We start from the raw sequence: 25187 nt of genomic DNA, 5'->3' as shown, positions 1-25187 counted from the left end.
TCGCTCAACGGTCCACTTTCTCACCTGGTCCGGGGGACTCCGTGCTTTCCGGCCCGGTGTCCTCGCTTCCGGTCGCCCCGGAGTCGTCCTCGGGGACGTCCTCGCCGGAGGAAAGCGGGGCGTCGGGGTCGGGTCGGGGGCCGCGTCGCTTGCGCTGCGTGTACATCCGCACGCCGGCGAGTACGACGAGCAGGACGCCGCCGGCGATGACGAGCAGCACGGTGGAGGTGATCTCCGTGACGTCGACCTGGAACGTCATCGGCTCGCCGTACGGCTTGTTGTCCTCGGTGTAGAGCTGGGCGGTCAGGAAGGTGCGGCCGTTCGCCTTGGCCGAGGTGTCGAAGGTGATCGACTGGCTGTGTCCGCCCTCGACGACGACGGACTTGACCTCGTCGTCGATCTCCAACCCGATCCGGCGCCCGGAGGTCAGCCGCAGCTCCAGGCCGTCGACCTCCTGCACCAGGTTGTTCTGCACCGTCACGGGGATGGTGGCGCTCCGGCCGGACAGCGTCATGGGCGACTTCGGGACGAGCTGGACCTGCTGGGTGAGGCTCATGAGGTAGTCGTGGACGGACTCCCGGTATGCCTGGGCCTCCTCGCCACGGCCGCGCCAGGCCGTGGACATCTCGCGCCGGACGGCACTGCCGAACGGCGTCACCACGCGGTCCTCCTGGCTGAGGATGACCGCGAAGTCCTTGAGGGTGGTCTGCGTCGCCCGCATGGACTCGAAGGCCTCGGTGGGCAGCTCCTGCTCCCGTAGCCGCTCGGGATAGGCCTTGGCCCCCGGCACCTTCCGGTTCGCCCGAGCGTCCGGCTCCGCCTTCGCCGTCTCGGCGAGGTCGATGAAGCGGGCCCAGCCGCCGTGCTCCGCCAGCGCCTCCACGGCCGTCGCCATGACCCCCGCCTGGCTCGCCGTGGGCATGCGCTCCGGCGCCACAAGGATGCTGCGGCGCTTCGTCGGGTTCTCCTCGGTGATGGACAGCGTGTGGGAGACGAACCGCTGGACCGCGTCCGTGGTGGTGTCCGCCCGGGTCATGTCGCTGCGGAACAGAGTGGACAGCGTGGCGTCCGCCGACACCGCGGTGATGCCCCCGCCGATCGGCCGCGCGGCGTTCGGCGTGTAGGGGAGGCTGCGGTCCTCCCGCAGGCTGTCGCTGCGCGTGATGACGTTCCGGGCCCCCGCCGAGGTGGCGACAGCGACGACGGAGCCGTCGACGGCGCCCTCCACCGGCCAGGCGAAGTCGGTCTCGGGAGTGGTGTTGAGGATCGTCTCGGTGGTGACCTCGGCCGCCGCGGTGGCCGTCTGCAGATGCCCCAGGGAGCCGGACACGTCGCGGCCGCGGTGGGCCAGGGAGGCCACGTCGGGATCACCGAAGGGAAGGGCGACGACCTCGCGGTCCTCGGTGGCGTCCTGGAGATCGTTGAGCCACCGGTTCGCGACGTCCTGGCCGCGTCCTGCGACCGGCCCGTCGGGCGTCTCGACCTGGTAGGCCTGTCGCATCGCGTCCACCGAGGCGAGGAGGTCGGGGTCGATGACCCACGTCACCGGGAGGTCGGCCCCCTGCCGTACGAGCTCGTAGAGGCGCCCGCCCGGGGAGATCTCGTCGAGAAGGTCCTCATCGCGGAAGACGGGCGTCTGCTGTTCGTCCGATGCGGTACGGGCGGTGAGGTGCGGGGTGGAGACCAGCGGCCACAGGAACGTGATGTCGGTACGGGTCGAGGCCGGCTCCGGCTGCCAGGGCAGGAAGGTCCGCTCGATACCGAGCACCTGCTCGTACCCCACGGAACGGGTGTGACCGGACAGGGCCACACCGAGCTGGTACGTCCCGCTCTCGTCGAACCCGAGGTCCTCTACCGGCACGTCGAGCGTGAAGGACCGCGTACTACCGGAGGGCAGGTCCTCCATCGGCAGCGCCGTGGCGTCGTCCGTGACCTCCCGGCCGTCCTGGTCGTAGGCGAAGCCCTCTCGGTCGGCGGCCCGCTCGATCGAGCTCCGCGTGGTGAGGACCGGGCCGGTGCGAAGGTTGACCTCAAGCTCGGTGAGAGCATCGCGTGACCGGTTGGTCACGCTTCCGCTGATGGTGAGCGTGTCCTCCCCGTCGGGGATCACGGGGCTCACCTTGGTGATCGACACCTCGGCCGCCTCGGCGCCCGCCTCCGCGTCGGTCAGTGTGGTGCTCCCGGTGCTGGTGCCGAGGGCGGGGGCGGCGGGAGCCGCTGAGGCCGGTGCCGCGTGCAGGGCGCTCGCGAGTAGCGGCGAGAGCATGACGGCCGTCGCCATGCGGTGCAGTCGACGTCTGGGCGCAGGGGCGGAATGCCTCCCCGGGGTCTTCGGCGCTTCGGCCACGCGATCGTCCGTCCCGTCTTCCGCTCTACCGCTGGTGGTCTGCCGCTCTCCCGATGCTAACGAGCCCTGCGGGCCGGGGGTGCCGCGGTGTACGTCACGCCCCCAGCCTCCCCGCGCGCACCGGGATAAGGGCCTACGGCGGCACCGGAGCGGAATGGGTGCGCGGCGGGCGGGAAGCGGCACGTACCCTGTGCTGTTGTGCCGAACGCCAAGACTGACAGCAACGTCCAGCAGCCGAACCAGGAGCTCAGCACCGCGCAGCGCCGTGCGGTGACGGAGCTGCTGAGGGTGTCCCCCGTGGCCGACGACCTGGCCCGGCGCTTCCAGGACGCCGGCTTCTCCCTCGCCCTGGTCGGCGGATCAGTACGGGACGCTCTGCTGGGGCGGCTCGGCAACGATCTGGACTTCACCACGGACGCGCGCCCGCAGGACGTCCTGAAGATCGTGCGGCCGTGGGCGGACGCGGTGTGGGAGGTCGGCATCGCCTTCGGCACGGTCGGCTGTATCAAGGCCGTCGAGGAGGACGAAGGCGCCCAGGAGTACCAGATCGAGGTCACGACCTACCGGTCCGAGATCTACGACCGTTCTTCCCGGAAGCCGGACGTGTCCTACGGCGACTCCATCGAGGAAGACCTCGTGCGTCGTGATTTCACGGTCAACGCGATGGCGGTGGCCCTGCCGGAGAAGGAGTTCATCGATCCGCACCGAGGTCTGGAGGATCTGGCGCGCAGGGTGCTGCGCACGCCGGGCACCCCGGAGGCGTCCTTCTCGGACGACCCGCTGCGGATGATGCGGGCCGCCCGGTTCGCGGCCCAGCTCGACTTCACCGTGGCCGGGCCCGTGCTGGCGGCCCTGCGCGACATGGCCGAGCGCATCGACATCGTCTCGGCGGAACGGGTCCGGGACGAGCTGAACAAGCTGGTCCTCTCCGACCATCCCCGGAAGGGGCTGGAGATCCTGGTGGACACCGGACTGGCCGAGCGCGTGGTGCCCGAGCTGCCCGCCCTGCGGCTGGAGCGGGACGAGCACCACCGGCACAAGGACGTCTACGAGCACTCGCTGACCGTGCTGGAGCAGGCGATGGATCTGGAGGACGGCGGACCGGACCTCACGCTCCGCCTGGCCGCCCTCCTGCACGACATCGGGAAGCCGAGGACGCGACGCTTCGAGAAGGACGGTCGGGTCTCGTTCCACCACCACGAGGTGGTGGGGGCGAAGATGACCCGGAAGCGGATGACGGCACTGAAGTACTCGGGTGAGCTCGTCAAGGACGTCTCCCGACTCGTCGAGCTACACCTGCGCTTTCACGGGTACGGCTCGGGCGAGTGGACGGATTCCGCAGTGCGGCGCTACGTACGCGACGCGGGCCCGCTCCTGGACCGGCTGCACAGGCTCACCCGCTCCGACTGCACCACCAGGAACAAGCGCAAGGCCGCCGCGCTCTCACGCGCCTATGACGGTCTGGAGGAGCGCATCGCCCAGCTGCAGGAGCAGGAGGAACTGGACGCGATCCGCCCGGACCTCAACGGCAACGAGATCATGGAGGCCCTGGACCTGAAGCCGGGCCCGGAGATCGGCGCGGCCTACCGGTTCCTGCTGGACCAGAGGCTGGAGCACGGTCCGATGAGTCGGGAGGCGGCGGTCTCCCTGCTCAAGAAGTGGTGGGCGGAGCAGCAGGGCTGATACGCGAGCGAGCGGGACGGTGGGCTGTGTTTCACGTGAAACACAGCCCACCGTCCACGAGCCGAGCCCATGGGTCCGCTGTCAGGGCTGCCTCGACTCGATCGTCCTGAGCCGGAAAACCCCGACGGCCGTCAGCCCGTACAGCACCGCGATGCCGACGACGAGAGCGGCCGACCGGCCATCGGGAGGCAGCACCAGCGCGGCCACCGCCGCCGCCCCGACGAACGCCACGTTGTACTGCATGTCGTACAGGGCGAACACCCGCCCGCGGAAGCCGTCGTCCACGGCAGACTGCACGACGGTGTCAGTGATGATCTTCGCTCCCTGGGATGCCGCGCCCAGGAGGAAGGCGGCGGCCAGCATGGGGACGGGCTGGAACGGAAGACCCAACACAGGCAGGAGGGCGGCTGCGCCCGTCGCGCACCAAGCCATCCAGCCGAGCCGGCCGAGCCGTCGGGCGCCCCAGGGGGTGACGACGGCCGCGACGAAGAAACCGAGGCCGGACACGGCGAGCGCGACACCGAGGAGCGCCATCCCCTCCGAGACGCTGTCACTCCATGCGTAGCGGCACAGCATCAGCACCATGACGGTCAGTCCGCCGTAGCAGAAGCGCATGACGCCCACGGCGAGCAGCGTGTGAGCGGCGATGCGCCGGTGGACCAGGTGACGGACCCCGTCCACGAGCCCCCGAGCCGTGCCGACGACTGCCGCAAGGACACGGGGCTGCGCCTGTGCGGGATCGGGGCCCAGGAGATCGGGCCCCATCCGCAGCGCCGAGAGTCCGGCGAGTGCGTAGATCGCGGCTGCGCTCAGTACCACCCAGGCGTCCGCGGTGGCGCCCTCGCTGAGGAGGGCCCGCAGACCGAGGGCCAGCCCGGCGCCCAGGGTCGCTGCGAGGGTCCCCGCCGTGGGCGAGACCGAGTTGGCCATCACCAGGCGGTCGCCGTCCACCACGCGTGGCAGTGCTGCGGAGAGCCCGGCCAGGATGAACCGGTTGACGGCGGTGACCGAGAGGGCGGAGAGGTAGAACAACCACGTCGGGACGGAGGCCAGCACCAGGGCGCAGGTGCCGAGAGCCAGGACGGAACGCAGCAGGTTGCCGAAGAGCAGCACCTGACGACGGCGCCAGCGGTCCAGCAGCACGCCGACGAACGGGCCGAGGAGGGAGTAGGGGAGCAGCAGCACGGCGAGAGCTCCCGCGATGGCTCCCGCCGAGGCTTCCCGCTCGGGGGAGAAGACCACGTATGCCGCCAGAGCCACCTGGTAGACACCGTCAGCCAGTTGGGACAGGAGGCGGACCGTGAGGAGCCGGCGGAAGTTCCGGAACCGCGCGAGGGTCCGTGCGTCGTGGATCAGGTTCCCCCGTACGGCGGGCATACGTCGCCTCGGCTTCCGGTCGTTCTCATGTTTCACGTGAAACAGCGCCTGAGGACTCCGTTCAGCCGCTCGGGTTCCCCCAGCGTACGGTGCGGCCCTCCGCGTCGAACGACGGCTCGGAGTCACCTGAGAGAGTCCCGTTCGCCGTAAAGGCATCGGGGGCACCGTCGAGCACTCCGCCGGCGGGATCGTCCGAACCGTCCCGGCGGACCGGGTCGTTCTCGGGCAGCATCACGTCTCGGACGACCATGCCGCACAGGTAGAGCACGCCGATGAGGTGCACGGCGATCGCGACGTGGTACCCGTCCTGCGGCAGACCCTGCTCGTTCCCGCCCGTCGTGTAGGCCAGGTACATCCAGATGCCGAGGAAGTAGAGGACTTCGCAGGCCTGCCAGATCAGGAAGTCGCGCCAGCGAGGGCGCGCGAGGGCGGCGAGGGGGATCAGCCACAGCACGTACTGCGGCGAGTAGACCTTGTTGGTGAGGATGAAGAGGGCCACCACCAGGAAGGCCAACTGCGCGAAGCGCGGCCGACGGGGTGCGTAGAGGGCCAGCAAGGCGATGGCCGCGCAGCCCAGCAGCATCAGGAGGATGCCGTAGGCGTTGGCCTTCTCCAACGGCTGACCGGTCTGCTGGGAGATGATCAGCCAGACCGAGCCGTAGTCCACGGGCCGTTCCTGGGAGAAGGTGTAGAACGTCGCCCAGCCCTCCGCCGCGAACAGCATCACCGGCAGGTTGACCCCCAGCCACGACACCGCTGTGCCCACCAGTGCCGCACCGAACGCCCGCCAGCGGGCCGCACGCCAGCACAACACGAGCAGGGGACCCAGCAGGAGCACGGGATAGAGCTTGGCGGCCGTGGCGAGGCCGAGCAGCAGGCCGAAGGCCAGCGGACGACTCCGGGACCACATCAGCATCGCGGCCGCCGTCAGGGCGACGGCCAGCAGGTCCCAGTTGATCGTGGCGGTCAGCGCGAGGGCCGGGGCCAGCGCCACCAGGAGCCCGTCCCAGGGGCGCCTGCGGTGGGTGCGGGCCACGCACACCGCGAGCACCGCGGTGCAGGCCATCAGCATCCCGGCGTTGACCAGCCAGTAGGCCTGCTGCTCCTGCATCGTTTGGGCGAAGTCGGGCGTCAACCAGGCGGCGACCTGCATGAAGAGCCCGGTCAGCACGGGGTACTCCAGGAACTCCATGCCCCCGGAGTACTGCGTGATGCGGTCGAAGTACGGGGTCATGCCCGCTTCGAAACCCCGGCCCGTATAGAGGTGCGGAATGTCGGAGTAGCAGGCGTGCACGTACTGGGCACCCTGGCCGAAGAACCAACCGCCCTCGTAGCAGGGCAGCTTCTGCACCATTCCCAGGGCGAAAAGGCCCAACGCACACAGCGCCACGACCCGCACGGGTGTCCACCAGTGCGCACCGAGCAGCGCGCGCCGCCCCACGGGGCCGCCGATCAGCTCACTCCCGGCGGCAGCGACCTCGTCCTCGACCGTGGGCCGCACGACCCCCTCGTCACGCACGCTCGTCATGCCCCACATCCTGCCTCACACCGCCTCGACCCAGCCCCGAGGCACCGACCCGCACCGACGCCGTTCGCCCCCCCCACGGCAGCGGGTCAGGTCTGGGCCATGTCCACGAAGCGGGAGTAGTGGCCCTGGAACGCCACCGTGATGGTGGCGGTGGGGCCGTTGCGGTGCTTGGCCACGATCAGGTCGGCCTCGCCGGCCCTGGGGGACTCCTTCTCGTAGGCGTCCTCACGGTGGAGGAGGATCACCATGTCGGCGTCCTGCTCGATGGAGCCGGACTCACGCAGGTCCGAGACCATCGGCTTCTTGTCGGTGCGCTGTTCCGGTCCACGGTTGAGCTGGGACAGCGCGATGACGGGGACTTCGAGTTCCTTGGCGAGCAGCTTCAGGTTCCGCGACATCTCGGAGACTTCCTGCTGGCGGGACTCGGGACGCCGGGAGCCGCCGGACTGCATGAGCTGGAGGTAGTCGATGACGATCAGTTGGAGGTCGTTGCGCTGCTTGAGGCGCCGGCACTTGGCGCGGATCTCCATCATCGTCAGGTTCGGTGAGTCGTCGATGTAGAGGGGGGCGTCGGTGACCTGCGGCATCTGCCGGGCGATCTTGTTCCAGTCGTCGTCCGTCATGCTGCCGGACCGCATGTGGTGCAGGGCGACGCGGGCCTCGGCGGACAGCAGACGCATCGCGATCTCGTTGCGTCCCATCTCGAGCGAGAAGATGACGCTGGGCAGGTTGTTGCGGATGGAACACGCTCGGGCGAAGTCGAGGGCGAGCGTGGACTTGCCCATGGCGGGGCGGGCGGCGATGACGACCATCTGTCCCGGGTGGAGGCCGTTCGTCAGCGAGTCGAGGTCGGTGAAGCCGGTGGGCACGCCGGTCATCTGGCCGCTGCGGGAGCCGATGGCCTCGATCTCGTCGAGGGCGCCCTCCATGATCTCGTTGAGCGGCAGATAGTCCTCGGACGTGCGCTGCTCGGTGACGGCGTAGATCTCGGCCTGCGCGGAGTTCACGATCTCGTCGACGTCGCCGTCGGCCGCGTATCCCATCTGGGTGATGCGGGTGCCGGCCTCGACGAGGCGCCGCAGGACGGCCCGTTCGTGGACGATCTCCGCGTAGTACTCGGCGTTGGCGGCCGTGGGAACCGTCTGGACCAGCGAGTGCAGGTAGCCGTTGCCGCCGACCTTCGTGAGCTCGCCGCGCCGGGTGAGCTCGGCCGCGACCGTGATCGGGTCGGCCGGCTCTCCCTTGGCGTAGAGGTCGAGGACGGCCTGGTAGATCGTCTCGTGCGCCGGGCGGTAGAAGTCCTGCCCCTGCAGGACCTCCACGACGTCCGCGATCGCCTCCTTCGACAGGAGCATGCCGCCCAGGACCGACTGTTCGGCGGCGAGGTCCTGCGGCGGGACGCGTTCGAAGGTACTTCCGGAGAAGCCGTCGTGACTGCGGTCGTGCTGTTCGCCCTCGGGCTCGCCCCCGCGCCGGGGGCGGGAGACGGGAAGGCGGTCACCGGGCCGCTCGGCGGTGGGCGTCGCCGCCCAGGGGTCCTCCAGATGCTCGGGCTGAGTCACCCTGCCCACCTCCTCCCGTGCGAGCCGCAGCGCGCAGTTCCTCTGGCTTTCTACGGCACAGCTCTGACAACTGAGGCGCCGCACTCCGGTTACGTCATGTGGGTCGTGCGGCGAAGACGAGGGGAACGCGGGGCGGGCGCCGGACAACGGTACGGCCGCACGGGAGCTGGGCCAATTCGGTTATCCACAGGGCCCTGTGGGTGACGTGCCCCATCCTGTGGAGAACTGCCGTGAACCTGTGCACGGGGCGGGGGACAGGCCTGTGGAGAAGCTCACCCGGGACCCGCAGCACCCCGCTTGACCTGCATGTTCTCCGTCCACCGGCTGTGCAGGGGAAAAAGTCGACGTCGAGCTGCGCGAACAGGGGCGGAGAGCGGTCGAGGCCGCCCGGACGTTGACCTTTGTAAGGGTCATCGATGCATTGTGCTTATTACCTGTGGATGTTTGAATCTCCTCATGCCCCCGCTCCGCCCCACGTCCGGCTCCCGGCAGGAGTCGGACGTCGCCCACGCCGGCCGACGCTCCACCCGGCGCCGCCACGACCGCGAGATCCTCGCCCTCGCCCTGCCGGCCTTCGGCGCCCTGGTGGCCGAACCGCTCTTCCTCATGGCCGACAGCGCCATCGTCGGCCACCTGGGCACGCCGCAGCTGGCCGGTCTCGGGATCGCGGCGGCGCTGCTCACCACCGGCGTCAACGTCTTCGTCTTCCTCGCCTACGCCACCACGGCCGCCGTGGCGCGCCGCGTCGGCGCGCAGGACCTGCCCGCCGCGATCCGGCAGGGCATGGACGGCATCTGGCTCGCCCTCGTCCTCGGCCTGGCGGTCCTCGCCGTCGTGTACCCGCTGGCCCCGGCCCTCGTCGACGCCTTCGGCGCCTCGGCCACCGCGGCCCCGCACGCGGTGACGTACCTGCGGATCAGCCTCTTCGGCATCCCCGCCATGCTCGTCGTCCTGGCGGCCACGGGAGTGCTGCGCGGCCTGCAGGACACCCGGACGCCGCTGTACGTCGCGATCGCGGGCTTCACGGCCAACGCCGTGCTTAACGTCGTCCTCGTCTACGGCGTGGGCCTCGGCATCGCGGGCTCCGCCTGGGGGACCGTGCTGGCCCAGTGCGGCATGGCCGCCGTCTACCTCGGGGTCGTCGTGCGCGGAGCGCGTCGACACGGCGCATCCCTCCGTCCCGACGCGGCGGGCATCCTGGCCTGCGCCCAGGCCGGCGCACCCCTGCTCGTGCGCACCCTGTCGCTCCGCGCGGTGCTGCTCATCGCGACGGCCGTCGCGGCGCGGCTGGGAGACGCCTCGGTCGCGGCGCACCAGATCACCCTCACCCTGTGGTCGCTGCTCGCCTTCGCACTCGACGCCATCGCCATCGCGGGCCAGGCCATCATCGGCCGGTACCTGGGTGCCGACGACGCCGCCGGGGCCCGGGCGGCCTGCCGTCGCATGGTGCAGTGGGGCATCGCCTCCGGGGTCGTGCTGGGCCTGCTGGTCCTGCTGGCCCGGCCGCTCATCCTGCCCCTGTTCACCAGCGATCCGGGCGTGCACGAGGTGCTGATGCCGGCGCTGCTGGTCGTGGCCCTCACCCAGCCCGTGGCGGGTGTGGTGTTCGTCCTGGACGGGGTTCTGATGGGCGCGGGCGACGGACCGTACCTGGCCTGGGCCATGCTGGCCGTGCTGGTGGTGTTCGCCCCGGTGGCCCTCGCCGTACCGGCCCTCGGGGGCGGCCTCACCGCCCTGTGGTGGACGATCGCCGGGCTCATGATGACGACGCGTCTGGTGACGCTCTGGGCGCGGGCCCGCTCCGGCCGGTGGATGGTCACCGGGGCCGTCCGCGTCTGAGAGGGTGCGCCCGGGCGGGCGGCCCCCGCACGGCGAAGCGGGCCGCACCCCGGCAGGGTGCGGCCCGCTTCCGTGAGCCGGTCGGCAGCGCAGTGGTTACGCGGCCTGGACCTCGACGCCGACCTTGGCGACGACGTCGGTGTGCAGCCGGACCGAGACCTCGTGCGCGCCGAGGGTCTTGATCGGGGAGCCCAGCTCGATGCGGCGCTTGTCCACGTCCGGACCGCCGGCCGACTTCACCGCGGTGGCGATGTCGGAGGGGGTGACGGAGCCGAAGAGCCGGCCGCCGTCGCCGGCGCGGACCTTGAGGCGCACGCGGGTGCCCTCGAGCTGCGCCTTGACGTCGTTGGCCTGCTCGATCGTGGCGATCTCGCGGATCTTGCGGGCTCGACGGATCTGCTCGACGTCCTTCTCGCCACCGCGGGTCCAGCGAATCGCGAAACCACGGGGGAGCAGGTAGTTGCGGGCGTACCCGTCACGGACGTCGACGACGTCCCCGGCGATGCCGAGGCCGGACACCTCGTTGGTAAGGATGATCTTCATGATGCGGTCACCCTTCCTTATCGAGCGGTCGACGTGTAGGGCAGCAGCGCCATCTCACGGCTGTTCTTCACGGCCGTGGCGACGTCGCGCTGGTGCTGGGTGCAGTTGCCGGTGACCCGGCGGGCACGGATCTTGCCGCGGTCGGAAATGAACTTCCGCAGCAGGTTCGTGTCCTTGTAGTCGACGTAGGAGATCTTCTCCTTGCAGAAAACGCAAACCTTCTTCTTCGGCTTGCGAGCAGGCGGCTTCGCCATGGTCTCTCTCCAGTGAGTTCAAGAAGTTGCGGGTGAGCCCGCTTCCGGCCGGTCGGAACCGGTCAGAACGGGGGCTCGTCCGAGTAGCCGCCGCCGGAGCCGCCGCCCCAGCCGCTGTTGCCACCGCCGCCCTGCTGGCCGCCGGCCGGAGCACCGGTCGCCCACGGGTCGCCGGCGGGGGCACCGCCCCCGCCCTGCTGGCCGCCGGGACCGCTGTTCCAGCCGCCGCCGCCCTGCTGACCGCCGCCGCGCCCGCTGGTCTTGGTGACCTTCGCGGTCGCGTTGCGCAGGCTGGCGCCGACCTCGTCGACGTCCAGCTCGTAGACCGTGCGCTTGATCCCTTCACGGTCCTCGTACGACCGCTGCTTGAGGCGGCCCTGCACGATGACCCGGGTACCCCGGGTCAGGGACTCGGCGACGTTCTCCGCCGCCTGCCGCCAGACCGAGCAGGTCAGGAACAGGCTGTCGCCGTCCTTCCACTCGTTCGTCTGCCGGTCGAAGGTGCGGGGCGTGGACGCGACGCGGAACTTCGCGACCGCCGCACCGGAAGGGGTGAAGCGCAGCTCGGGGTCGTCGACAAGATTGCCGACGACCGTGATGACGGTCTCGCCTGCCATGGGGGTACCTCTCGGCGTGCTGCTGGCTGCTGGGGCTGCGTGGCGCTGCTACTCGGGGCCTTCGTCCGTGAGCCGGGGCTCAGCGAACGGAGGGACGGAGCACCTTGGTCCGGAGGACCGACTCGTTCAGGTTCATCTGGCGGTCGAGCTCCTTGACGACCGCAGGCTCGGCCTGCAGGTCGATGACCGAGTAGATGCCCTCGGGCTTCTTGTTGATCTCGTAGGAGAGACGACGACGGCCCCAGGTGTCGACCTTCTCGACCTTCCCCTTGCCCTCACGGACAACGGAAAGGAAGTTCTCGATCAGGGGGGCGACAGAGCGCTCCTCGAGATCGGGGTCGAGGATCACCATCACCTCGTAGTGACGCATGTGGAACCCACCTCCTCTGGACTCGGCGGCCACGGTCGTTCCGTGGCAGGAGGGTTGTGTATGCGTGTAGCCACGGTCCCTGCCGTTATATCCGCCGCCACTGACAGTCCCCGGATTCGGCCGGAGCAGCGTGGGCGGACGGGACAGACACCGGTGCAGACGGCACAGCCTACCCGCGATGGGCCTTCCGGTTGAAATCCGGCCCGAGCACCCCGCAATCTGGACACAACGGGTGTGAGCGGCGCCACAGCGCGCCGCCTTCCGCTGGGAGGTGCCCCATGGCACAGGCAACACGGCAGCACGACCACCGGCACGGCCTTCTGTCCGTGCTCAACACCGACGGCCGGGCGCATCCGGTGGAGAACGCCTTCGCCGCGGCGACGATCGTGCTGGGGCTCGTCGCCTTCGTCACGTCCTTCTTCGCCGGGCTGCACATCCTGGCGTCCTGGGTGGGCCTCGTGGGGGTCCTGACCGGCTTGCGCGGCCAGATGATCTCCGCGACGACCGCCGAGCGCTTCCTGCTGATCATCGGACTCGGCATGGCCGCCTTCGGCCTGTACCTCGGCATGGCGAACGGCGGCTTCTTCGACGGCTTCTTCGGCGACCGCCACGGCGGCTTCAGCGCGCTCTGATCGTCGCTGCGGCACGGGACCGGTGTGGTGACGTCCGCTCCGGCCGTGCCGCGCCCCGTACGGGGCGTTCCCCGGACCAGTAGGCTTCGCGCCAGACCCTGCGAAGTACGCCGGAGGAGCGCCCCCGAATGAGCCTGACCCTGAGGACCATCAGCCGCGAAGAGCATCTGGCGTACATCCGGAGCCTGCCGTCGGCCAGCCACTGTCAGGTCCCGGCGTGGGCGGACGTGAAGACCGAGTGGCGCGCGGAGAACCTGGGCTGGTTCGACGAGCGCACGGGCGCGCAGGTCGGTGCCGGGCTGGTGCTCTACCGGCAGTTGCCGAAGGTCAAGCGCTATCTCGCGTACCTGCCGGAAGGGCCGGTGATCAACTGGTACTCGCCCCATCTGGAGGACTGGCTCAAGCCCATGCTGGCGCACCTCAAGAGCCAGGGCGCGTTCTCGGTGAAGATGGGCCCGCCGGTGGTGATCCGCCGTTGGGACGCGGTCGCGATCAAGAAGGGCATCCAGGATCCCGACGTGAAGCGCCTGCGCGACGTCGAGGCGACCTTCATCGAGCCGCGCGCCTTCGAGGTGGCCGACAAACTGCGCCGGATGGGCTGGCAGCAGGGTGAGGACGGTGGCGCCGGCTTCGGCGACGTCCAGCCGCGCTACGTCTTCCAGGTCCCGCTGGAACAGCGCAGCCTGGAGGACGTTCACAAGGGCTTCAACCAGCTGTGGCGGCGGAACATCAAGAAGGCCGAGAAGGCCGGCGTGGAGGTCGTCCAGGGCGGCTTCGACGACCTTCCGCAGTGGCAGAGGCTCTACGAGGTGACGGCCGAGCGCGACCGCTTCCGGCCCCGCCCGCTGAGCTACTTCCAGCAGATGTGGAAGGCGCTCAACAACGAGGACCCCAACCGGATGCGGCTGTACTTCGCCGTGCACGAGGGCGAGCCGGTCGCGGCCGCGACGATGCTCGTCGTCGGTGGGCACGTCTGGTACTCCTACGGCGCCTCCGCCAACCACAAGCGTGAGGTGCGCCCGTCCAACGCCATGCAGTGGCGCATGTTGCAGGACGCCTACGCGCTCGGCGCGAGTGTCTACGACCTGCGGGGCATCTCGGACTCGCTCGATGACAGCGACCACCTCTTCGGGCTGATCCAGTTCAAGGTCGGTACCGGCGGGGAGGCCGCGGAGTACCTCGGCGAATGGGACTTCCCGCTCAACAAGCTGTTGCACAAGGCGCTCGACATCTACATGTCGCGTCGCTGACCCCCTCTCGCCCGCGCCGGTCGACCGAACACCGGCCGGGCCGCTCTCCGTCCACCAGGCCCGCGTACACGAGAAAGGTCCCCCACCGGCATGGCGCTCTCCCTTTACGTCAACACGTCCAGCTGGCGAGCGCACCAGCAGACGGTGCTGGAGCAGTTCCCCGGCATCGTCCCCGTCTGCAAGGGCAACGGCTACGGCTTCGGTCACCAGCGGCTCGCCGAGGAGGTCACGCGCTTCGGCTCGGACATCCTGGCCGTGGGCACGACCTACGAGGCGGCCCGCATGAAGGACTGGTTCAGCGGGGACCTGCTGGTGCTGACCCCGTTCCGCCGCAGCGAGGAGCCGGTGCCGCTGCCCGACCGGGTCATCCGGTCCGTCTCCTCGGTGGACGGTGTCGGTGCGCTCGTCGGTGCGCGGGTCGTCATCGAGGTGATGAGCTCGATGAAGCGGCACGGCGTCCAGGAGGAGGACCTCGGCAAGCTCCGGGCCTCGATCGAGGACGTGCGGCTGGAGGGCTTCGCGATCCATCTGCCCCTGGACCGCGCCGACGGTTCGGACGCCGTGGAGGAGGTCATCGGCTGGATGGACCGGCTGCGGGCCGCGCGGCTTCCGCTGGACACGATGTTCGTCAGCCATCTGCGGGCCGACGAGTTCCAGCGGCTCCAGCAGCAGTTCCCCCAGACCCGCTTCCGCGCGCGCATCGGTACGCGGCTGTGGCTGGGGGACCACGCGACCACGCAGTACAAGGGCGCCGTCCTGGACGTCACACAGGTCGCGCGCGGCGACCGGTTCGGCTACCGGCAGCAGAGGGCCCCGGGGGACGGCTGGCTGGTCGTCGTCGCGGGTGGTACCTCCCACGGGGTGGGCCTGGAAGCGCCGAAGGCGTTGCAGGGCATGACCTCACGGGCCAAGGGCGTCGCGCGGGCGGGGCTGGCGACGGTGAACCGCAACCTGTCGCCCTTCGTCTGGGACGGCAAGCAGCGGTGGTTCGCCGAGCCGCCGCACATGCAGGTCTCGATCCTGTTCGTGCCGGCGGAGGCGCGCGAACCGCACGTGGGCGACGAGCTGGAGGCCCACCTGCGGCACACGACGACGACGTTCGACCGGCTCGTGGAGCGCTGAGCGCCGACCCCTGCAGCACATGTGAAGGGGGTCGTGTTTCACGTGAAACACGACCCCCTTCACGGCGACCGGCCGACTCGCGCCGGATCAGTGCGACGGTCCGGCGCTCAGCGCTCGTCCTCGCCCCTGATGAACTTCTCGACGTTCTCCCGGGCCACGTCGTCGAAGTACTGCACCGGCGGGGACTTCATGAAGTAGGAGGAGGCCGACAGGATCGGGCCGCCGATGCCCCGGTCCTTGGCGATCTTCGCGGCGCGCAGCGCGTCGATGATGACTCCCGCGGAGTTCGGGGAGTCCCAGACCTCCAGCTTGTACTCCAGGTTCAGCGGCACGTCGCCGAAGGCACGGCCTTCGAGTCGGACGTAGGCCCACTTGCGGTCGTCGAGCCACGCCACGTAGTCCGAGGGACCGATGTGGACGTTGTGCTCACCGAGGTCGCGGTCGGGGATCTGCGACGTCACGGCCTGCGTCTTGGAGATCTTCTTGGACTCCAGGCGCTCGCGCTCGAGCATGTTCTTGAAGTCCATGTTTCCGCCGACGTTGAGCTGCATCGTGCGGTCCAGGATGACGCCGCGGTCCTCGAAGAGCTTCGCCATCACGCGGTGCGTGATCGTCGCGCCCACCTGGGACTTGATGTCGTCGCCGACGATCGGCACACCGGCCGCGGTGAACTTGTCGGCCCACTCCTTGGTGCCCGCGATGAACACCGGGAGGGCGTTGACGAAGGCGACCTTGGCGTCGATGGCCACCTGCGCGTAGAACTCGACGGCCGTCTGGGAGCCCACGGGCAGGTAGCAGACGAGGACGTCGACCTCGGCGTCCTTGAGCGCCTTCACCATGTCGACCGGCTCGTCGGCCGACTCCTCGATGGTCTCCCGGTAGTACTTGCCGAGACCGTCGTAGGTGTGACCGCGCTGGACCGTCACGCCGGTGCTGGGCACGTCACAGATCTTGATGGTGTTGTTCTCGCTGGCGCCGATGGCGTCGGCCAGGTCGAGGCCGACCTTCTTGGCGTCGACGTCGAAGGCGGCCACGAACTCCACGTCCCGGACGTGGTAGTCGCCGAACTGGACGTGCATCAGACCCGGGACGCGGCTGTCCGGGTCGGCGTCCTTGTAGTACTCGACGCCCTGGACCAGCGAGGCGGCGCAGTTGCCCACGCCGACGATGGCTACGCGAACCGAACCCATTCCGGTTGCTCCCCTTTGTACTCGAATGAATCCCGCACCATGCGGGACTCAGGTGGTGTCATCGGACGAATCCGGTCGGGTACCGCCCCGATGCCGGGGCAGATCGCCCGTGTCTCCTGACTGGCGGTGCTCGCGCTGATCGCGCCCCGCACGTTCGCTCTCGATCAGCTCGTTGAGCCAGCGGACTTCGCGCTCCACGGACTCCATGCCGTGGCGTTGCAGCTCGAGGGTGTAGTCGTCCAGCCGCTCGCGGGTGCGCGCCAGTGAGGCGCGCATCTTGTCGAGGCGCTCCTCCAGGCGGCTGCGGCGGCCCTCCAGGACCCGCATGCGCACGTCCCGCGAGGTCTGCCCGAAGAAGGCGAAGCGCACTCCGAAGTGCTCGTCCTCCCAGGCGTCCGGACCGGTCTGGGCGAGCAGCTCCTCGAAGTGCTCCTTGCCCTCGGCGGTGAGCCGGTAGACGATCTTCGCCCGCCTACCGGTCAGCGCCGCGGCCCGCGGGTCCTCCGTGAGGCCGCCTTCCTCCTCGGTGATCCATCCCTGCTGGACGAGTGTCTTGAGGCAGGGATAGAGCGTGCCGTAGCTGAAGGCGCGGAAGACGCCCAGCGAGGTGTTGAGCCGCTTGCGCAGCTCGTACCCGTGCATGGGGGCCTCCCGCAGCAGGCCCAGAACGGCGAACTCGAGGATGCCGGAACGCCTGCTCATAGGCGCCGTGCCTCCTTCCCGCCTCGCGGCCCGTTCGCCGATGTCCACACTGACCGTTGTCGTGCACCGCAGCGACGCGTCCCAGCTCCGCGGCGGACCGATGAAGGCCCGTCGACGGGCGCCCACCGATGTGTCTCACCGATGTACTGGGACGATGTATCGCTTCGATACATCCTGACGATAGAACGCTCCGAGGTATGCGGCAAGGCCGGAGTGGGCGTGTTCGGTCTCACATCTGTGAATCCCCAGATGTGATCTGCCTGCTTTCGGATGAATGTCAGGCAAGAAGTGTTTTGATGATGCGTACGCTGACGCTGTGCAGAAGACCACCAGGAACCAGGGGCCGCCGGACGGCGTCCTCATCCTGGACGCAGTGCGCCCAATGAGGCTGACGGGACGCACGTGGGGGGTCCGGAAGTACACTGCCGCCTTCAGGCGCGGGTGCCTGACCGAGGAGTAGCTGTTCCCATGAGCGAGCACCGCCGCAAGCCGCCGCAGTCGCGCGGCCGCCGCGCAGCGCAGCCGTCGTCATCCGGGCGTCGTGCTGCGGCTGCCCCCAGCGGTCCCACCACGAGCACACACGGCGTGCCCGAGCAGCGGCCGCACGGCAGCCGCGCCGAAGCGCGCCGCGCCGCGCAGCGGGGCGGGAGCCGGCGGCGCGCGCAGACCGCGACGGCGGCCGGGGCGGGGGTCGCCGCCGCGCACGGGCGGGGGCGCGCGGCACCGGTGGCCAAGAAACGCTTCATCGACTACCCGCGCTCGGGTAAGGACGGCGTCCGACGGTGGCTGCCGTCCTTCAAGCAGATCGCCGGCCTGTGCGTGACGGGCCTCGGGCTTCTCGTCGGCCTCTTCATCGTGGGCTACCTCATGGTCCAGGTGCCGAGCGAGGCGAACGCCGCCGCCCAGCAGCAGAACAACGTCTACTACTGGTCGGACAACACCGTCCTGGGCCGGGAGGGCGAGAAGAACCGGCAGAACATCCAGTTCGCCGACATCCCCAAGTCGATGCAAGAGGCCGTCGTCGCCGCGGAGAACGAGACGTTCTGGACGGACAGCGGTGTGGACCCGAGGGGCATCGCCCGCGCCGTGGTGAACATGGCCAAGGGGGGTGACACCCAGGGCGGCTCGACGATCACGCAGCAGTTCGTGAAGAACAACTTCCTCACGCAGGACCAGACGCTGACGCGCAAGTTCAAGGAACTCTTCATCGCCATCAAGGCGGACTCCGAGATGGAGAAGGAGGAGATCCTCCAGGGGTACCTGAACACCGCCTACTACGGACGCAACGCCTACGGGCTCCAGGCGGCCGCGCAGGCGTACTACGGCAAGAACGCCGTGGACCTCGAACCGGACGAGAGCGCGTTCCTCGCCACCGTCCTCAAGGGGCCGGACCTCTATGACCCGGCCGGCGGACTCAGCGAGATCGCCACCCCGAAGGCCAACACGGAGCGGGCCAAGGAGCGGTACGCCTGGATCCTCGACCGTCAGCTCGAACTGAAGATGCTGTCGAAGGAGGAGTACACCGAGTACCGGGACTTCCCGGATCCGCAGGACCCGAAGCCCGTCTCGGGGGACTCCGCCCAGGCCAGCTACATGATGGAGACCGCCAAGCGGTACGTCATGGCCAAGACCGGTCTCAACCGTGACGACTTCGAACGCGGCGGCTTCCAGATCTACACGACCTTCGACAAGAAGAAGACCGGGCAGCTGGAGAAGGCGGTCGAGTCGGCCCGCGAGAAGCACCTCAAGCCGGAGGAGCGGGAGAAGGACCGGTTCGTCCAGTTCGGCGCGGCCTCCGTGAAGCCGAACGACGGAGCGATCGTGGCCATCTACGGCGGTGAGGGCGTCGAGAAGGGCCACTACAACAACAACGCCGACACCAGCGGCATTCAGGTCGGTTCGACGTGGAAGCCGTTCGTCCTGGCGGCGGCCATGGAACACGGCACCTACCGCAGCGACGGCCAGGGCATCTCGCCGAAGAGCGAGTACGACGGCGACAACGCGATCGTCATCGAGAACCAGGACGGTACGCCGTACCTGACGGACGACAACGAACCCTTCCAGCAGGTGAACGAGGGCGACGCCGACTACGGGGTCGTCACCCTGCGGGAGGCGATGGAGCGCTCGGTCAACACCCCGTTCGTCCAGCTCGGCATGGACGTCGGGATGGAGAAGGTGCGGGACGTGGCCTCCGCCGCCGGCATCAGCGACCACAGCTTCGACGCCCTCAACCCGTCCTTCGCCCTCGGCACCTCCACCCCCTCGGCGATCCGCATGGCCGACGCCTACGCGACGTTCGCGGCGTCCGGCGTGCAGACGGAGCCTTACTCCGTCACCAAGGTGGTCCACAAGGGGGAGGAGCAGGAGGGGTTCGAGAAGCCGAAGAAGGAGCAGGCCCTCGACGCCAACGTCGCCAACACGATCACCGACGTGCTGAAGGGCGTCATCCAGAAGCCGCACGGCACCGGGTACAAGAACGCCCGTGAGCTGGGCCGGCCGGCGGCCGGGAAGACCGGTACCACCGACGACAACAAGTCGGCCTGGTGGGTCGGGTACACCCCGCAGCTGTCCACGGCGGTGACGATGTTCCGCGAGGACCCGAAGAACCCCAAGCTGCTCTCCATGAAGGGCACCGGCGACCTGGACTCCATCCACGGTGGTGACATCCCCACCCGGGTCTGGGTCGACTTCATGAAGCCCGCGCTGGAGGGCGTCGACGTGGAGGACTTCCCGAAGCCGACGCCGATCGACAACGTCGTCAACGGCGGCAACGTGCCCGAGCCCGAGCCGGAGCCGAGCGAGGAGCCCTCGGAGGAGCCCAGCGAGGAGCCGAGCGAGGAGCCCTCGGAGGAGCCCAGCGAGGAGCCGAGCGAGGAGCCCTCGGAGGAGCCCAGCGAGGACCCGTCGTGCGGTCCGCTCGACTGGGGCTGCGACGACTCCTCCGGGCAGGACCCCGGCGGCCAGAACGGCGGCGGGGAGACCGACGGTCAGACGAACGGTCAGACGGACGGTCAGACGGACGGTCAGACGGACGGCCAGACCGACGGGCAGAGCGGCGGCGACTCCGACGGCGGGAGCCAGGGCAACGGTGGTGACAGCGGCGGCCTGTTCGGCGGCCCGGGCCGCCCGGAGGACGAGTAGCGGTCGGCGGGTGCGGTCGGCGGGCGCCCGGCGGCGTCGGTCGGCGGCACCCGCCCGACCGCCGTCAGAGCGTGAGCTTGAAGCCCACGTGCGAGGCGGTGAAGCCCAGCCGCTCGTAGAAGCGGTGCGCGTCCGTGCGCGACGCGTCCGACGTCAGCTGCACCAGTCGGCAGCCGAGCCGCCGTGCCTCGTCCACCGCCCAGCCGATCAGCTCGGAGCCCAGGCCGCTCCCGCGCTCGTCGCGGTGCACGCGTACCGCCTCGACGAGGGCCCGGGAGGCGCCCCGCCGCGAGAGCCCGGGGACGACGGTGAGCTGGAGCGTACCGACGGTCCGCCCCGCGCTCTCGGCGACCACCAGGTGCTGCTGCGGGTCGGCGGTGATGGCGGCGAACGCGGCACGGTACGGCGCGAGGTCGTCCGGCGACTCGCGTGCGGCGCCCAGGGGGTCGTCGGCGAGCATGGCCACGAGGTCCGCGATGTCGTCCGCCGTGGCGGGACGAATGGTCAGGTCGCTCATGGCCGCAGCCTACGGCGGGCGATCACCGGGCCTGCGGGGACGACGGAACGTCACATCCGTACGGCGTGGGCGGATTCGCGGAATTACTCCGCCACCGACGGCTCTTGTGTATGCATGAGGTAACGGTATGGTCGACTCCGCATCACGCCGCAATGCTCGGTCGGACGTCTGCCCTGCCCACAATCCGCGGTGCCATAACCGCGTCAGATAGGGGAAAAGACGAGTCACTTCCGCTCAGTCGAGAGTGCACGAACCGACCAAAGACGTAGAGGACGAGGCACACCATGACCACCACGTCGGCCGACAACGGGATACCCGGCTCCGACCCCGGCAACGATGGTGACTGGGGCTGGTTCTCCACCACCAGACGGAGCCCCGGCTCGGAGGGCCCCCGGACGTCGGGCGGCGGCCAGGGCGGGCGCCCCGGCGGCGTGCCCCCGCAGCAGCCGCAGCAGCCGCAGCACCGGCAACAACCGCAAGGCGGCGGCAACTGGCCCCAGCAGGTCCGGCAAAGTCCACCGACGCCGCCGCGCTCCGCGTTCGAGCCGGTGACCACCCCGCCGCCCATGGCGAACACCGCCCCGCCCACCGCCGACGCCACGCTCATCCGCCGCACGATGGAGGAGATCGAGCCGGCCGCGGACGCCGTCACCTCGTACTTCTACGCGATGCTCTTCGTGCGCCACCCCTATCTCCGGGACCTTTTCCCCGCCTCGATGGACTCCCAGCGCGACCGGCTCTTCGCGGCGCTCCTCACCGCCGCCCAGAACGTCGACAACCCGGCCGTGCTGACCGAGTACCTCCAGGGGCTGGGCCGCGGCCACCGCAAGTACGGCACCCGGCCCGAGCACTACCCGGCGGTCGGCGAGTGCCTGATCGCCGCACTCACGCGGTACGCGCACCACAGCTGGTCGCCGCAGACGGAGGCCGCCTGGGTGCGCGCCTACACGACGATCTCGCAGATCATGATCGACGCCGCCGCCGACGACGAGGCACACTCCCCGGCCTGGTGGCACGCGGAGATCGTCTCCCACGAGAAGCGCACCGACGACATCGCCGTCATCACGCTGCGCCCCGACCAGCCCTACCCCTTCCTCGCGGGCCAGTACACGACCGTGGAGACGCCCTGGTGGCCACGGGTGTGGCGCAGCTACTCGCTGGCCTCCGCGCCGCGCGCCGACGGGACGCTCAGCCTCCACGTGAAGGCCGTCCCCGCCGGTTGGGTCTCCGGCGCGCTGGTACGACGGGCCCGGCCCGGGGACGTCGTACGGCTCGGCCCGGCGGCGGGCTCGATGACCGTGGACCACCGGACGGACAACGGACTGCTGTGCCTGGGCGGCGGCACGGGCATCGCGCCGATCAAGGCGCTGGTGGAGGACGTCGCCGAGCACGGCAGGCCCCGCCCGGTGGAGGTGTTCTACGGTGCCCGCAGCGATCACGACCTGTACGACCTGGAGACGATGCTGAAGCTGGAGGCGCGCCTCCCGTGGCTGTCCGTCCGGCCGGTCGTCGCGGCCGGCTGCCCGGTGCGTGCGTCGGGCCTGGCGGGGCAGTTGCCGGACGCGGTCCGGGGCGCGGGGCGGTGGAGTGCGTACGACGGTTACGTCTCCGGCCCGCCCGGCATGATCCGCAGCGGGGTTGACGCACTCCGGGGTGTGGGGATACCCGTCAACCGGATACGGCACGACTCCCTGGACGAGCTCGTGTCGCAGAGCACACAGAACTGAACCCTTGGGGGCACACGACGTGGCGACCAGCGGAAGCAGCGGCCGGCCGGGCAGCTCGGGTGAGCACGCGATACAGGAGCAGCTCGGTTCGACGCACCGCGCGGACCGCTTCTACGCCGACCAGGTGCTCGATCACCTGAACGAGCGCATGCGCGAGTTCACCGGGCGGCAGGAGATGTTCTTCCTTTCGACAGCGGACCGGGACGGCAACTGCGACAGCACCTTCCGGGCCGGTCCGCCGGGATTTCTCCAGGTGCTGGACGAGCGCACCCTGGCGTTTCCGGAGTACCGGGGCAACGGCGTGCACGCGAGCCTGGGGAATATCCGGGAGAATCCGCATCTGGGCATTCTTCTGGTGGATTTCGTCCGGGCCCGGATCGGCCTGCACGTCAACGGCTCGGCGGAGATCCTGGAGGACGCCGAGATCCGCGCCGAGCACCCCGGCCTCCCGCAGGACCCGGTGCCCGGGCGCCGGGCGGAGCTGTGGGTGCGGGTGACGGTCGACGAGGCGTACATCCACTGCGCGAAGCACATCCCGCACCTCCAGTACGCCCCCAAGCGGACGTCGCAGGACTGGGGCACCGACGACTACAAGCGCAAGGGCGGCGACTTCTTCGGAACGGCCCGCGACCGGGCCGAGCGCGAGAGCGCCGAGGCCGGCGCCCCCGCCGGTCCCGCTGAGCCCGAGGTCCCGGCCGTCCCCGAGGACGGACCGCGGCCCGTGGACGCTCCGCCGACGCCTGCCCCGGTGTCCGCGGACGCCGCCGGGCGGCCGGGGGGCGTGCCCGCCCCGGCGCCCGTCCCGGCGGCGGAAACGATCCGGCCGCCCGCGCCCGAGCGGCCGCCCGTCCCGGCCGAGCCGCCCGCCCCCGCGCCCTCGGCGCAGGCCTGGCGGGAGCGGGCCGAGCGGCTCCTCGCGGAGGCGCGGGCCCGCCGGGCCGCCGGGGAACGGCCCTCGTACGAGGAGTGGTTCAGCCCGCCGCAGTGAGCCACCGGGCCGGGCTCGGGCCGGGCCCCGTGTCGGGCCCGGTCACCCGAGGTCGTCCGCCAGGAGCGCGCGGACGCCCTCGATGTTGCCCCGCAGGTACGCCCGGAGCGTGGGCGGGACGACGTCCACGCCGTCGATCCCCTCCGGTGTGAAGGGCAGCCGGACGACGTCGTACGTGCCGCACGGCTCCTCCACCTCGGGGCCGTGCCGCAGCGTGAGGTCCATCGACGTCAGCCGGCACACGAAGAAGTGCTGGACCTTCACCCCGCCCTCGTCGCCCTCGGGCACGGTGTCGACGAAGGCGGGGACGACGTCCGTCACCTTCGCGCCCAGCTCCTCGTCCAGTTCCCGGTGCAGCGCGTCGATCACCGAGGCGTCCTCGGGCTCCATGCCGCCGCCCGGCGTGATCCAGTACGGCTCCTGGCCGGGCTTGGTGCGTTTGATGACGATCAGCGAGTCACCGTCGAGCAGGATCGCGCGGGCCGTGCGCTTGACGACGGGTCGGACGGAGGACATGTGAGGGATCTGCCGCAGGACGGTGTGGCCGAAACCTCATCCACGGCCTCCTCCCGCGTGTTTCACGGGCGCGCGGTGTCGTCCACGCTTACGGCCTCTCGGCCGCGTCCAGCGCCCGCAGGACGTCGGCCACCACGTCCTCGGTGTCCTCCACGCCCACCGACAGCCGCACGAAACCCTCCGGCACCGCGTCCCCGCCCCAGCGGCCCCGCCGCTCCGCCGTGCTGCGCACCCCGCCGAAGCTCGTCGCCTGGTGCACCAGGCGCAGCGCGGCGAGGAACCGCTCGGCGTGCTCCAGGTCGGGCAGTGTGAAGGAGACGACACAGCCGAAGCGCCGCATCTGGCGGGCGGCCAGCGGGTGCGCCGCGTCCTCCGGCAGGCCCGGGTGCCGCAGCCCGCTCACCTCCGAGCGTCCGGCCAGCGCGCGCGCCACGGCCAGTGCGGTCCGCGCCTGCTGGTCCACGCGCAGGCGCAGGGTCGCGAGGCTGCGGTGGGCGAGCCACGCCTCCATCGGGCCCGGCACGGCGCCGACGATCTTCCGCCACTGCCGCACGCCGTCGGCCACCTCGGCGTCCCGGCAGGCGACGTAACCGAGGAGCACGTCGCCGTGGCCGGTCAGCGCCTTCGTGCCGCTGGCCACCGAGACGTCGGCCCCCAGCTGCAGCGGACGCTGCCCGAGCGGCGTCGCGAGGGTGTTGTCGACGACGACGAGGGCGCCCTCCCGGTGCGCGGCCTCCGCGAGCGCCCGGATGTCGCAGACGTCCAGGCCGGGGTTGGACGGCGTCTCCAGCCACAGCAGGGACGCGCCCGCCAGCGCACGGAACTGCTCCTCCCCGCCCGTCGGCACGCAGCGGACCCGGGCGCCGTGGTCCTCCAGCCGCTCCCGCAGCCGCGCCAGCAGGTTGTAGCCGTCGTCGGGGAGGACGACGACGTCGCCGGGCCGCACGCGGGAGAGCAACACGGCGGACATCGCCGCCATACCCGAGGCGAACGCCAGCGCGTGGGCCGTGCCGTCCGGGTCCTCCAGCTCCGCCAGCGCCCGCTCCAGGGCCGTCCACGTGGGGTTGCCGTCGCGGCCGTAGGTGTACGGGGCCCCGGCCGGATCGCCGGGCAGGTGGTAGTGGGCGGCGAAGGCGGGCCCGGCCAGGGGCGGCGCGTACGGCTCCTCCGGCGGCAGCCCGGCGTGCACGACCCGCGTGCCGTCGCCGAGCGGTGCGCCGGCGTGGCCGTCCGGTCGTTCGGTGGGGTTCATCGTGCGTGCGGCTCCTTCGTGGGAGGGGGC

21 protein-coding genes are annotated in these 25187 nt (G+C 70.4%); 8 read left to right on the top strand and 13 right to left on the bottom strand.

The annotated features are described in order from the left end of the window. Positions 1-4 precede the first annotated feature (4 nt). Entirely contained in the window at positions 5-2281 is a 2277-nt protein-coding gene (locus V6D49_RS12710) for a DUF6049 family protein (RefSeq protein ID WP_340559641.1), read from the bottom strand. Between the two features lie 264 nt (positions 2282-2545). On the opposite strand from V6D49_RS12710, the gene V6D49_RS12705 reads away from it, so the two are divergent. After that, positions 2546-4030: a CCA tRNA nucleotidyltransferase gene (locus V6D49_RS12705; protein ID WP_340559639.1), complete on the top strand. Its 1485-nt coding sequence runs from the start codon at positions 2546-2548 to the stop codon at positions 4028-4030. Between the two features lie 81 nt (positions 4031-4111). On the opposite strand, the gene V6D49_RS12700 is transcribed toward V6D49_RS12705, so the two are convergent. The 3 genes from V6D49_RS12700 to dnaB all read right to left on the bottom strand — a co-directional run bounded on the left by V6D49_RS12700 (position 4112) and on the right by dnaB (position 8497). After that, a complete protein-coding gene (locus V6D49_RS12700; RefSeq protein ID WP_340559638.1) occupies positions 4112-5407 on the bottom strand; it encodes an MFS transporter in 1296 nt (431 codons plus the stop codon). Between the two features lie 61 nt (positions 5408-5468). Further along, complete coding sequence (locus tag V6D49_RS12695) at positions 5469-6935, bottom strand: glycosyltransferase family 87 protein (protein ID WP_340559636.1); 1467 nt, start codon at positions 6933-6935, stop codon at positions 5469-5471. Between the two features lie 86 nt (positions 6936-7021). Continuing rightward, entirely contained in the window at positions 7022-8497 is a 1476-nt protein-coding gene (gene dnaB, locus V6D49_RS12690; RefSeq protein ID WP_340559635.1) for a replicative DNA helicase, read from the bottom strand. Between the two features lie 456 nt (positions 8498-8953). On the opposite strand from dnaB, the gene V6D49_RS12685 reads away from it, so the two are divergent. Further along, positions 8954-10336: an MATE family efflux transporter gene (locus tag V6D49_RS12685; protein ID WP_340559634.1), complete on the top strand. Its 1383-nt coding sequence runs from the start codon at positions 8954-8956 to the stop codon at positions 10334-10336. 96 nt (positions 10337-10432) lie between these two features. On the opposite strand, the gene rplI is transcribed toward V6D49_RS12685, so the two are convergent. The 4 genes from rplI to rpsF form a co-directional block, all read right to left on the bottom strand. Further along, entirely contained in the window at positions 10433-10879 is a 447-nt protein-coding gene (rplI, locus tag V6D49_RS12680; RefSeq protein ID WP_191210519.1) for a 50S ribosomal protein L9, read from the bottom strand. A gap of 17 nt (positions 10880-10896) precedes the next feature. Continuing rightward, positions 10897-11133, bottom strand: a complete 237-nt coding sequence (gene rpsR / locus V6D49_RS12675) for a 30S ribosomal protein S18 (RefSeq protein WP_003978893.1) — start codon at positions 11131-11133, stop codon at positions 10897-10899. 62 nt (positions 11134-11195) lie between these two features. Then, positions 11196-11750: a single-stranded DNA-binding protein gene (locus tag V6D49_RS12670; RefSeq protein WP_340559632.1), complete on the bottom strand. Its 555-nt coding sequence runs from the start codon at positions 11748-11750 to the stop codon at positions 11196-11198. Between the two features lie 79 nt (positions 11751-11829). After that, positions 11830-12120, bottom strand: coding sequence for a 30S ribosomal protein S6 (gene rpsF, locus V6D49_RS12665; protein ID WP_191210517.1), 291 nt, complete (start codon positions 12118-12120; stop codon positions 11830-11832). Positions 12121-12398: 278 nt separating this feature from the next. Here rpsF and V6D49_RS12660 point away from each other — a divergent pair, with 278 nt between their 5' ends. The 3 genes from V6D49_RS12660 to V6D49_RS12650 all read left to right on the top strand — a co-directional run bounded on the left by V6D49_RS12660 (position 12399) and on the right by V6D49_RS12650 (position 15124). Continuing rightward, the gene (locus V6D49_RS12660) at positions 12399-12752 is read left to right on the top strand and encodes a hypothetical protein (protein WP_340559631.1); all 354 of its coding nucleotides are present in this window, start codon (positions 12399-12401) and stop codon (positions 12750-12752) included. Positions 12753-12880: 128 nt separating this feature from the next. Next, complete coding sequence (locus tag V6D49_RS12655) at positions 12881-14002, top strand: lipid II:glycine glycyltransferase FemX (protein ID WP_340559630.1); 1122 nt, start codon at positions 12881-12883, stop codon at positions 14000-14002. 90 nt (positions 14003-14092) lie between these two features. After that, on the top strand, positions 14093-15124 hold the full coding sequence (locus V6D49_RS12650; protein ID WP_340559629.1) for an alanine racemase: 1032 nt from the start codon (positions 14093-14095) through the stop codon (positions 15122-15124). A 107-nt stretch (positions 15125-15231) separates the two neighbouring features. Here the strand turns inward: V6D49_RS12650 and V6D49_RS12645 are convergent, their stop codons facing one another. Both V6D49_RS12645 and V6D49_RS12640 read right to left on the bottom strand, forming a co-directional pair. Next, on the bottom strand, positions 15232-16314 hold the full coding sequence (locus V6D49_RS12645; protein ID WP_340559627.1) for an inositol-3-phosphate synthase: 1083 nt from the start codon (positions 16312-16314) through the stop codon (positions 15232-15234). Between the two features lie 48 nt (positions 16315-16362). Beyond that, positions 16363-17016, bottom strand: coding sequence for a PadR family transcriptional regulator (locus V6D49_RS12640; RefSeq protein ID WP_340559625.1), 654 nt, complete (start codon positions 17014-17016; stop codon positions 16363-16365). Positions 17017-17484: 468 nt separating this feature from the next. Between V6D49_RS12640 and V6D49_RS12635 the strand changes: the two genes are divergently transcribed. Next, the gene (locus tag V6D49_RS12635) at positions 17485-20157 is read left to right on the top strand and encodes a transglycosylase domain-containing protein (protein WP_340559623.1); all 2673 of its coding nucleotides are present in this window, start codon (positions 17485-17487) and stop codon (positions 20155-20157) included. A 64-nt stretch (positions 20158-20221) separates the two neighbouring features. Here V6D49_RS12635 and V6D49_RS12630 read toward each other — a convergent pair whose 3' ends face one another. Beyond that, a complete protein-coding gene (locus V6D49_RS12630) occupies positions 20222-20674 on the bottom strand; it encodes a GNAT family N-acetyltransferase (RefSeq protein WP_340559621.1) in 453 nt (150 codons plus the stop codon). Between the two features lie 284 nt (positions 20675-20958). Between V6D49_RS12630 and V6D49_RS12625 the strand changes: the two genes are divergently transcribed. Both V6D49_RS12625 and V6D49_RS12620 read left to right on the top strand, forming a co-directional pair. Continuing rightward, positions 20959-22401 carry a globin domain-containing protein gene (locus V6D49_RS12625; RefSeq protein ID WP_340559620.1) on the top strand — a complete coding sequence of 481 codons (1443 nt, stop codon included), beginning with the start codon at positions 20959-20961 and terminating at the stop codon, positions 22399-22401. A gap of 19 nt (positions 22402-22420) precedes the next feature. Then, positions 22421-23389, top strand: coding sequence for a pyridoxamine 5'-phosphate oxidase family protein (locus tag V6D49_RS12620; RefSeq protein WP_340559619.1), 969 nt, complete (start codon positions 22421-22423; stop codon positions 23387-23389). 42 nt (positions 23390-23431) lie between these two features. On the opposite strand, the gene V6D49_RS12615 is transcribed toward V6D49_RS12620, so the two are convergent. Next, the gene (locus tag V6D49_RS12615) at positions 23432-23905 is read right to left on the bottom strand and encodes an NUDIX hydrolase (RefSeq protein ID WP_340559618.1); all 474 of its coding nucleotides are present in this window, start codon (positions 23903-23905) and stop codon (positions 23432-23434) included. 88 nt (positions 23906-23993) lie between these two features. After that, positions 23994-25157, bottom strand: a complete 1164-nt coding sequence (locus V6D49_RS12610; RefSeq protein WP_340563935.1) for a cystathionine gamma-lyase — start codon at positions 25155-25157, stop codon at positions 23994-23996. Positions 25158-25187 lie beyond the last annotated feature (30 nt).

Source organism: Streptomyces sp. GSL17-111, assembly GCF_037911585.1.
GTDB lineage: Bacteria > Actinomycetota > Actinomycetes > Streptomycetales > Streptomycetaceae > Streptomyces.
The sequence above is the reverse complement of the archived record's forward strand: the minus strand, read 5'-3'. Positions and strand labels throughout refer to the sequence as shown.

Coding starts and splice junctions, on each gene's coding strand:
- V6D49_RS12710 (WP_340559641.1), bottom strand. CDS start 2,281: ATGGCGACGGCCGTCATGCTCTCGCCGCTACTCGCGAGCGCCCTGCAC.
- V6D49_RS12630 (WP_340559621.1), bottom strand. CDS start 20,674: ATGAGCGACCTGACCATTCGTCCCGCCACGGCGGACGACATCGCGGAC.
- rpsR (WP_003978893.1), bottom strand. CDS start 11,133: ATGGCGAAGCCGCCTGCTCGCAAGCCGAAGAAGAAGGTTTGCGTTTTC.
- rpsF (WP_191210517.1), bottom strand. CDS start 12,120: ATGCGTCACTACGAGGTGATGGTGATCCTCGACCCCGATCTCGAGGAG.
- V6D49_RS12615 (WP_340559618.1), bottom strand. CDS start 23,905: ATGTCCTCCGTCCGACCCGTCGTCAAGCGCACGGCCCGCGCGATCCTG.
- rplI (WP_191210519.1), bottom strand. CDS start 10,879: ATGAAGATCATCCTTACCAACGAGGTGTCCGGCCTCGGCATCGCCGGG.
- V6D49_RS12685 (WP_340559634.1), top strand. CDS start 8,954: ATGCCCCCGCTCCGCCCCACGTCCGGCTCCCGGCAGGAGTCGGACGTC.
- V6D49_RS12625 (WP_340559620.1), top strand. CDS start 20,959: ATGACCACCACGTCGGCCGACAACGGGATACCCGGCTCCGACCCCGGC.
- V6D49_RS12695 (WP_340559636.1), bottom strand. CDS start 6,935: ATGACGAGCGTGCGTGACGAGGGGGTCGTGCGGCCCACGGTCGAGGAC.
- V6D49_RS12660 (WP_340559631.1), top strand. CDS start 12,399: ATGGCACAGGCAACACGGCAGCACGACCACCGGCACGGCCTTCTGTCC.
- V6D49_RS12640 (WP_340559625.1), bottom strand. CDS start 17,016: ATGAGCAGGCGTTCCGGCATCCTCGAGTTCGCCGTTCTGGGCCTGCTG.
- V6D49_RS12645 (WP_340559627.1), bottom strand. CDS start 16,314: ATGGGTTCGGTTCGCGTAGCCATCGTCGGCGTGGGCAACTGCGCCGCC.
- V6D49_RS12650 (WP_340559629.1), top strand. CDS start 14,093: ATGGCGCTCTCCCTTTACGTCAACACGTCCAGCTGGCGAGCGCACCAG.
- V6D49_RS12670 (WP_340559632.1), bottom strand. CDS start 11,750: ATGGCAGGCGAGACCGTCATCACGGTCGTCGGCAATCTTGTCGACGAC.
- V6D49_RS12610 (WP_340563935.1), bottom strand. CDS start 25,157: ATGAACCCCACCGAACGACCGGACGGCCACGCCGGCGCACCGCTCGGC.
- V6D49_RS12655 (WP_340559630.1), top strand. CDS start 12,881: ATGAGCCTGACCCTGAGGACCATCAGCCGCGAAGAGCATCTGGCGTAC.
- V6D49_RS12635 (WP_340559623.1), top strand. CDS start 17,485: ATGAGCGAGCACCGCCGCAAGCCGCCGCAGTCGCGCGGCCGCCGCGCA.
- V6D49_RS12700 (WP_340559638.1), bottom strand. CDS start 5,407: ATGCCCGCCGTACGGGGGAACCTGATCCACGACGCACGGACCCTCGCG.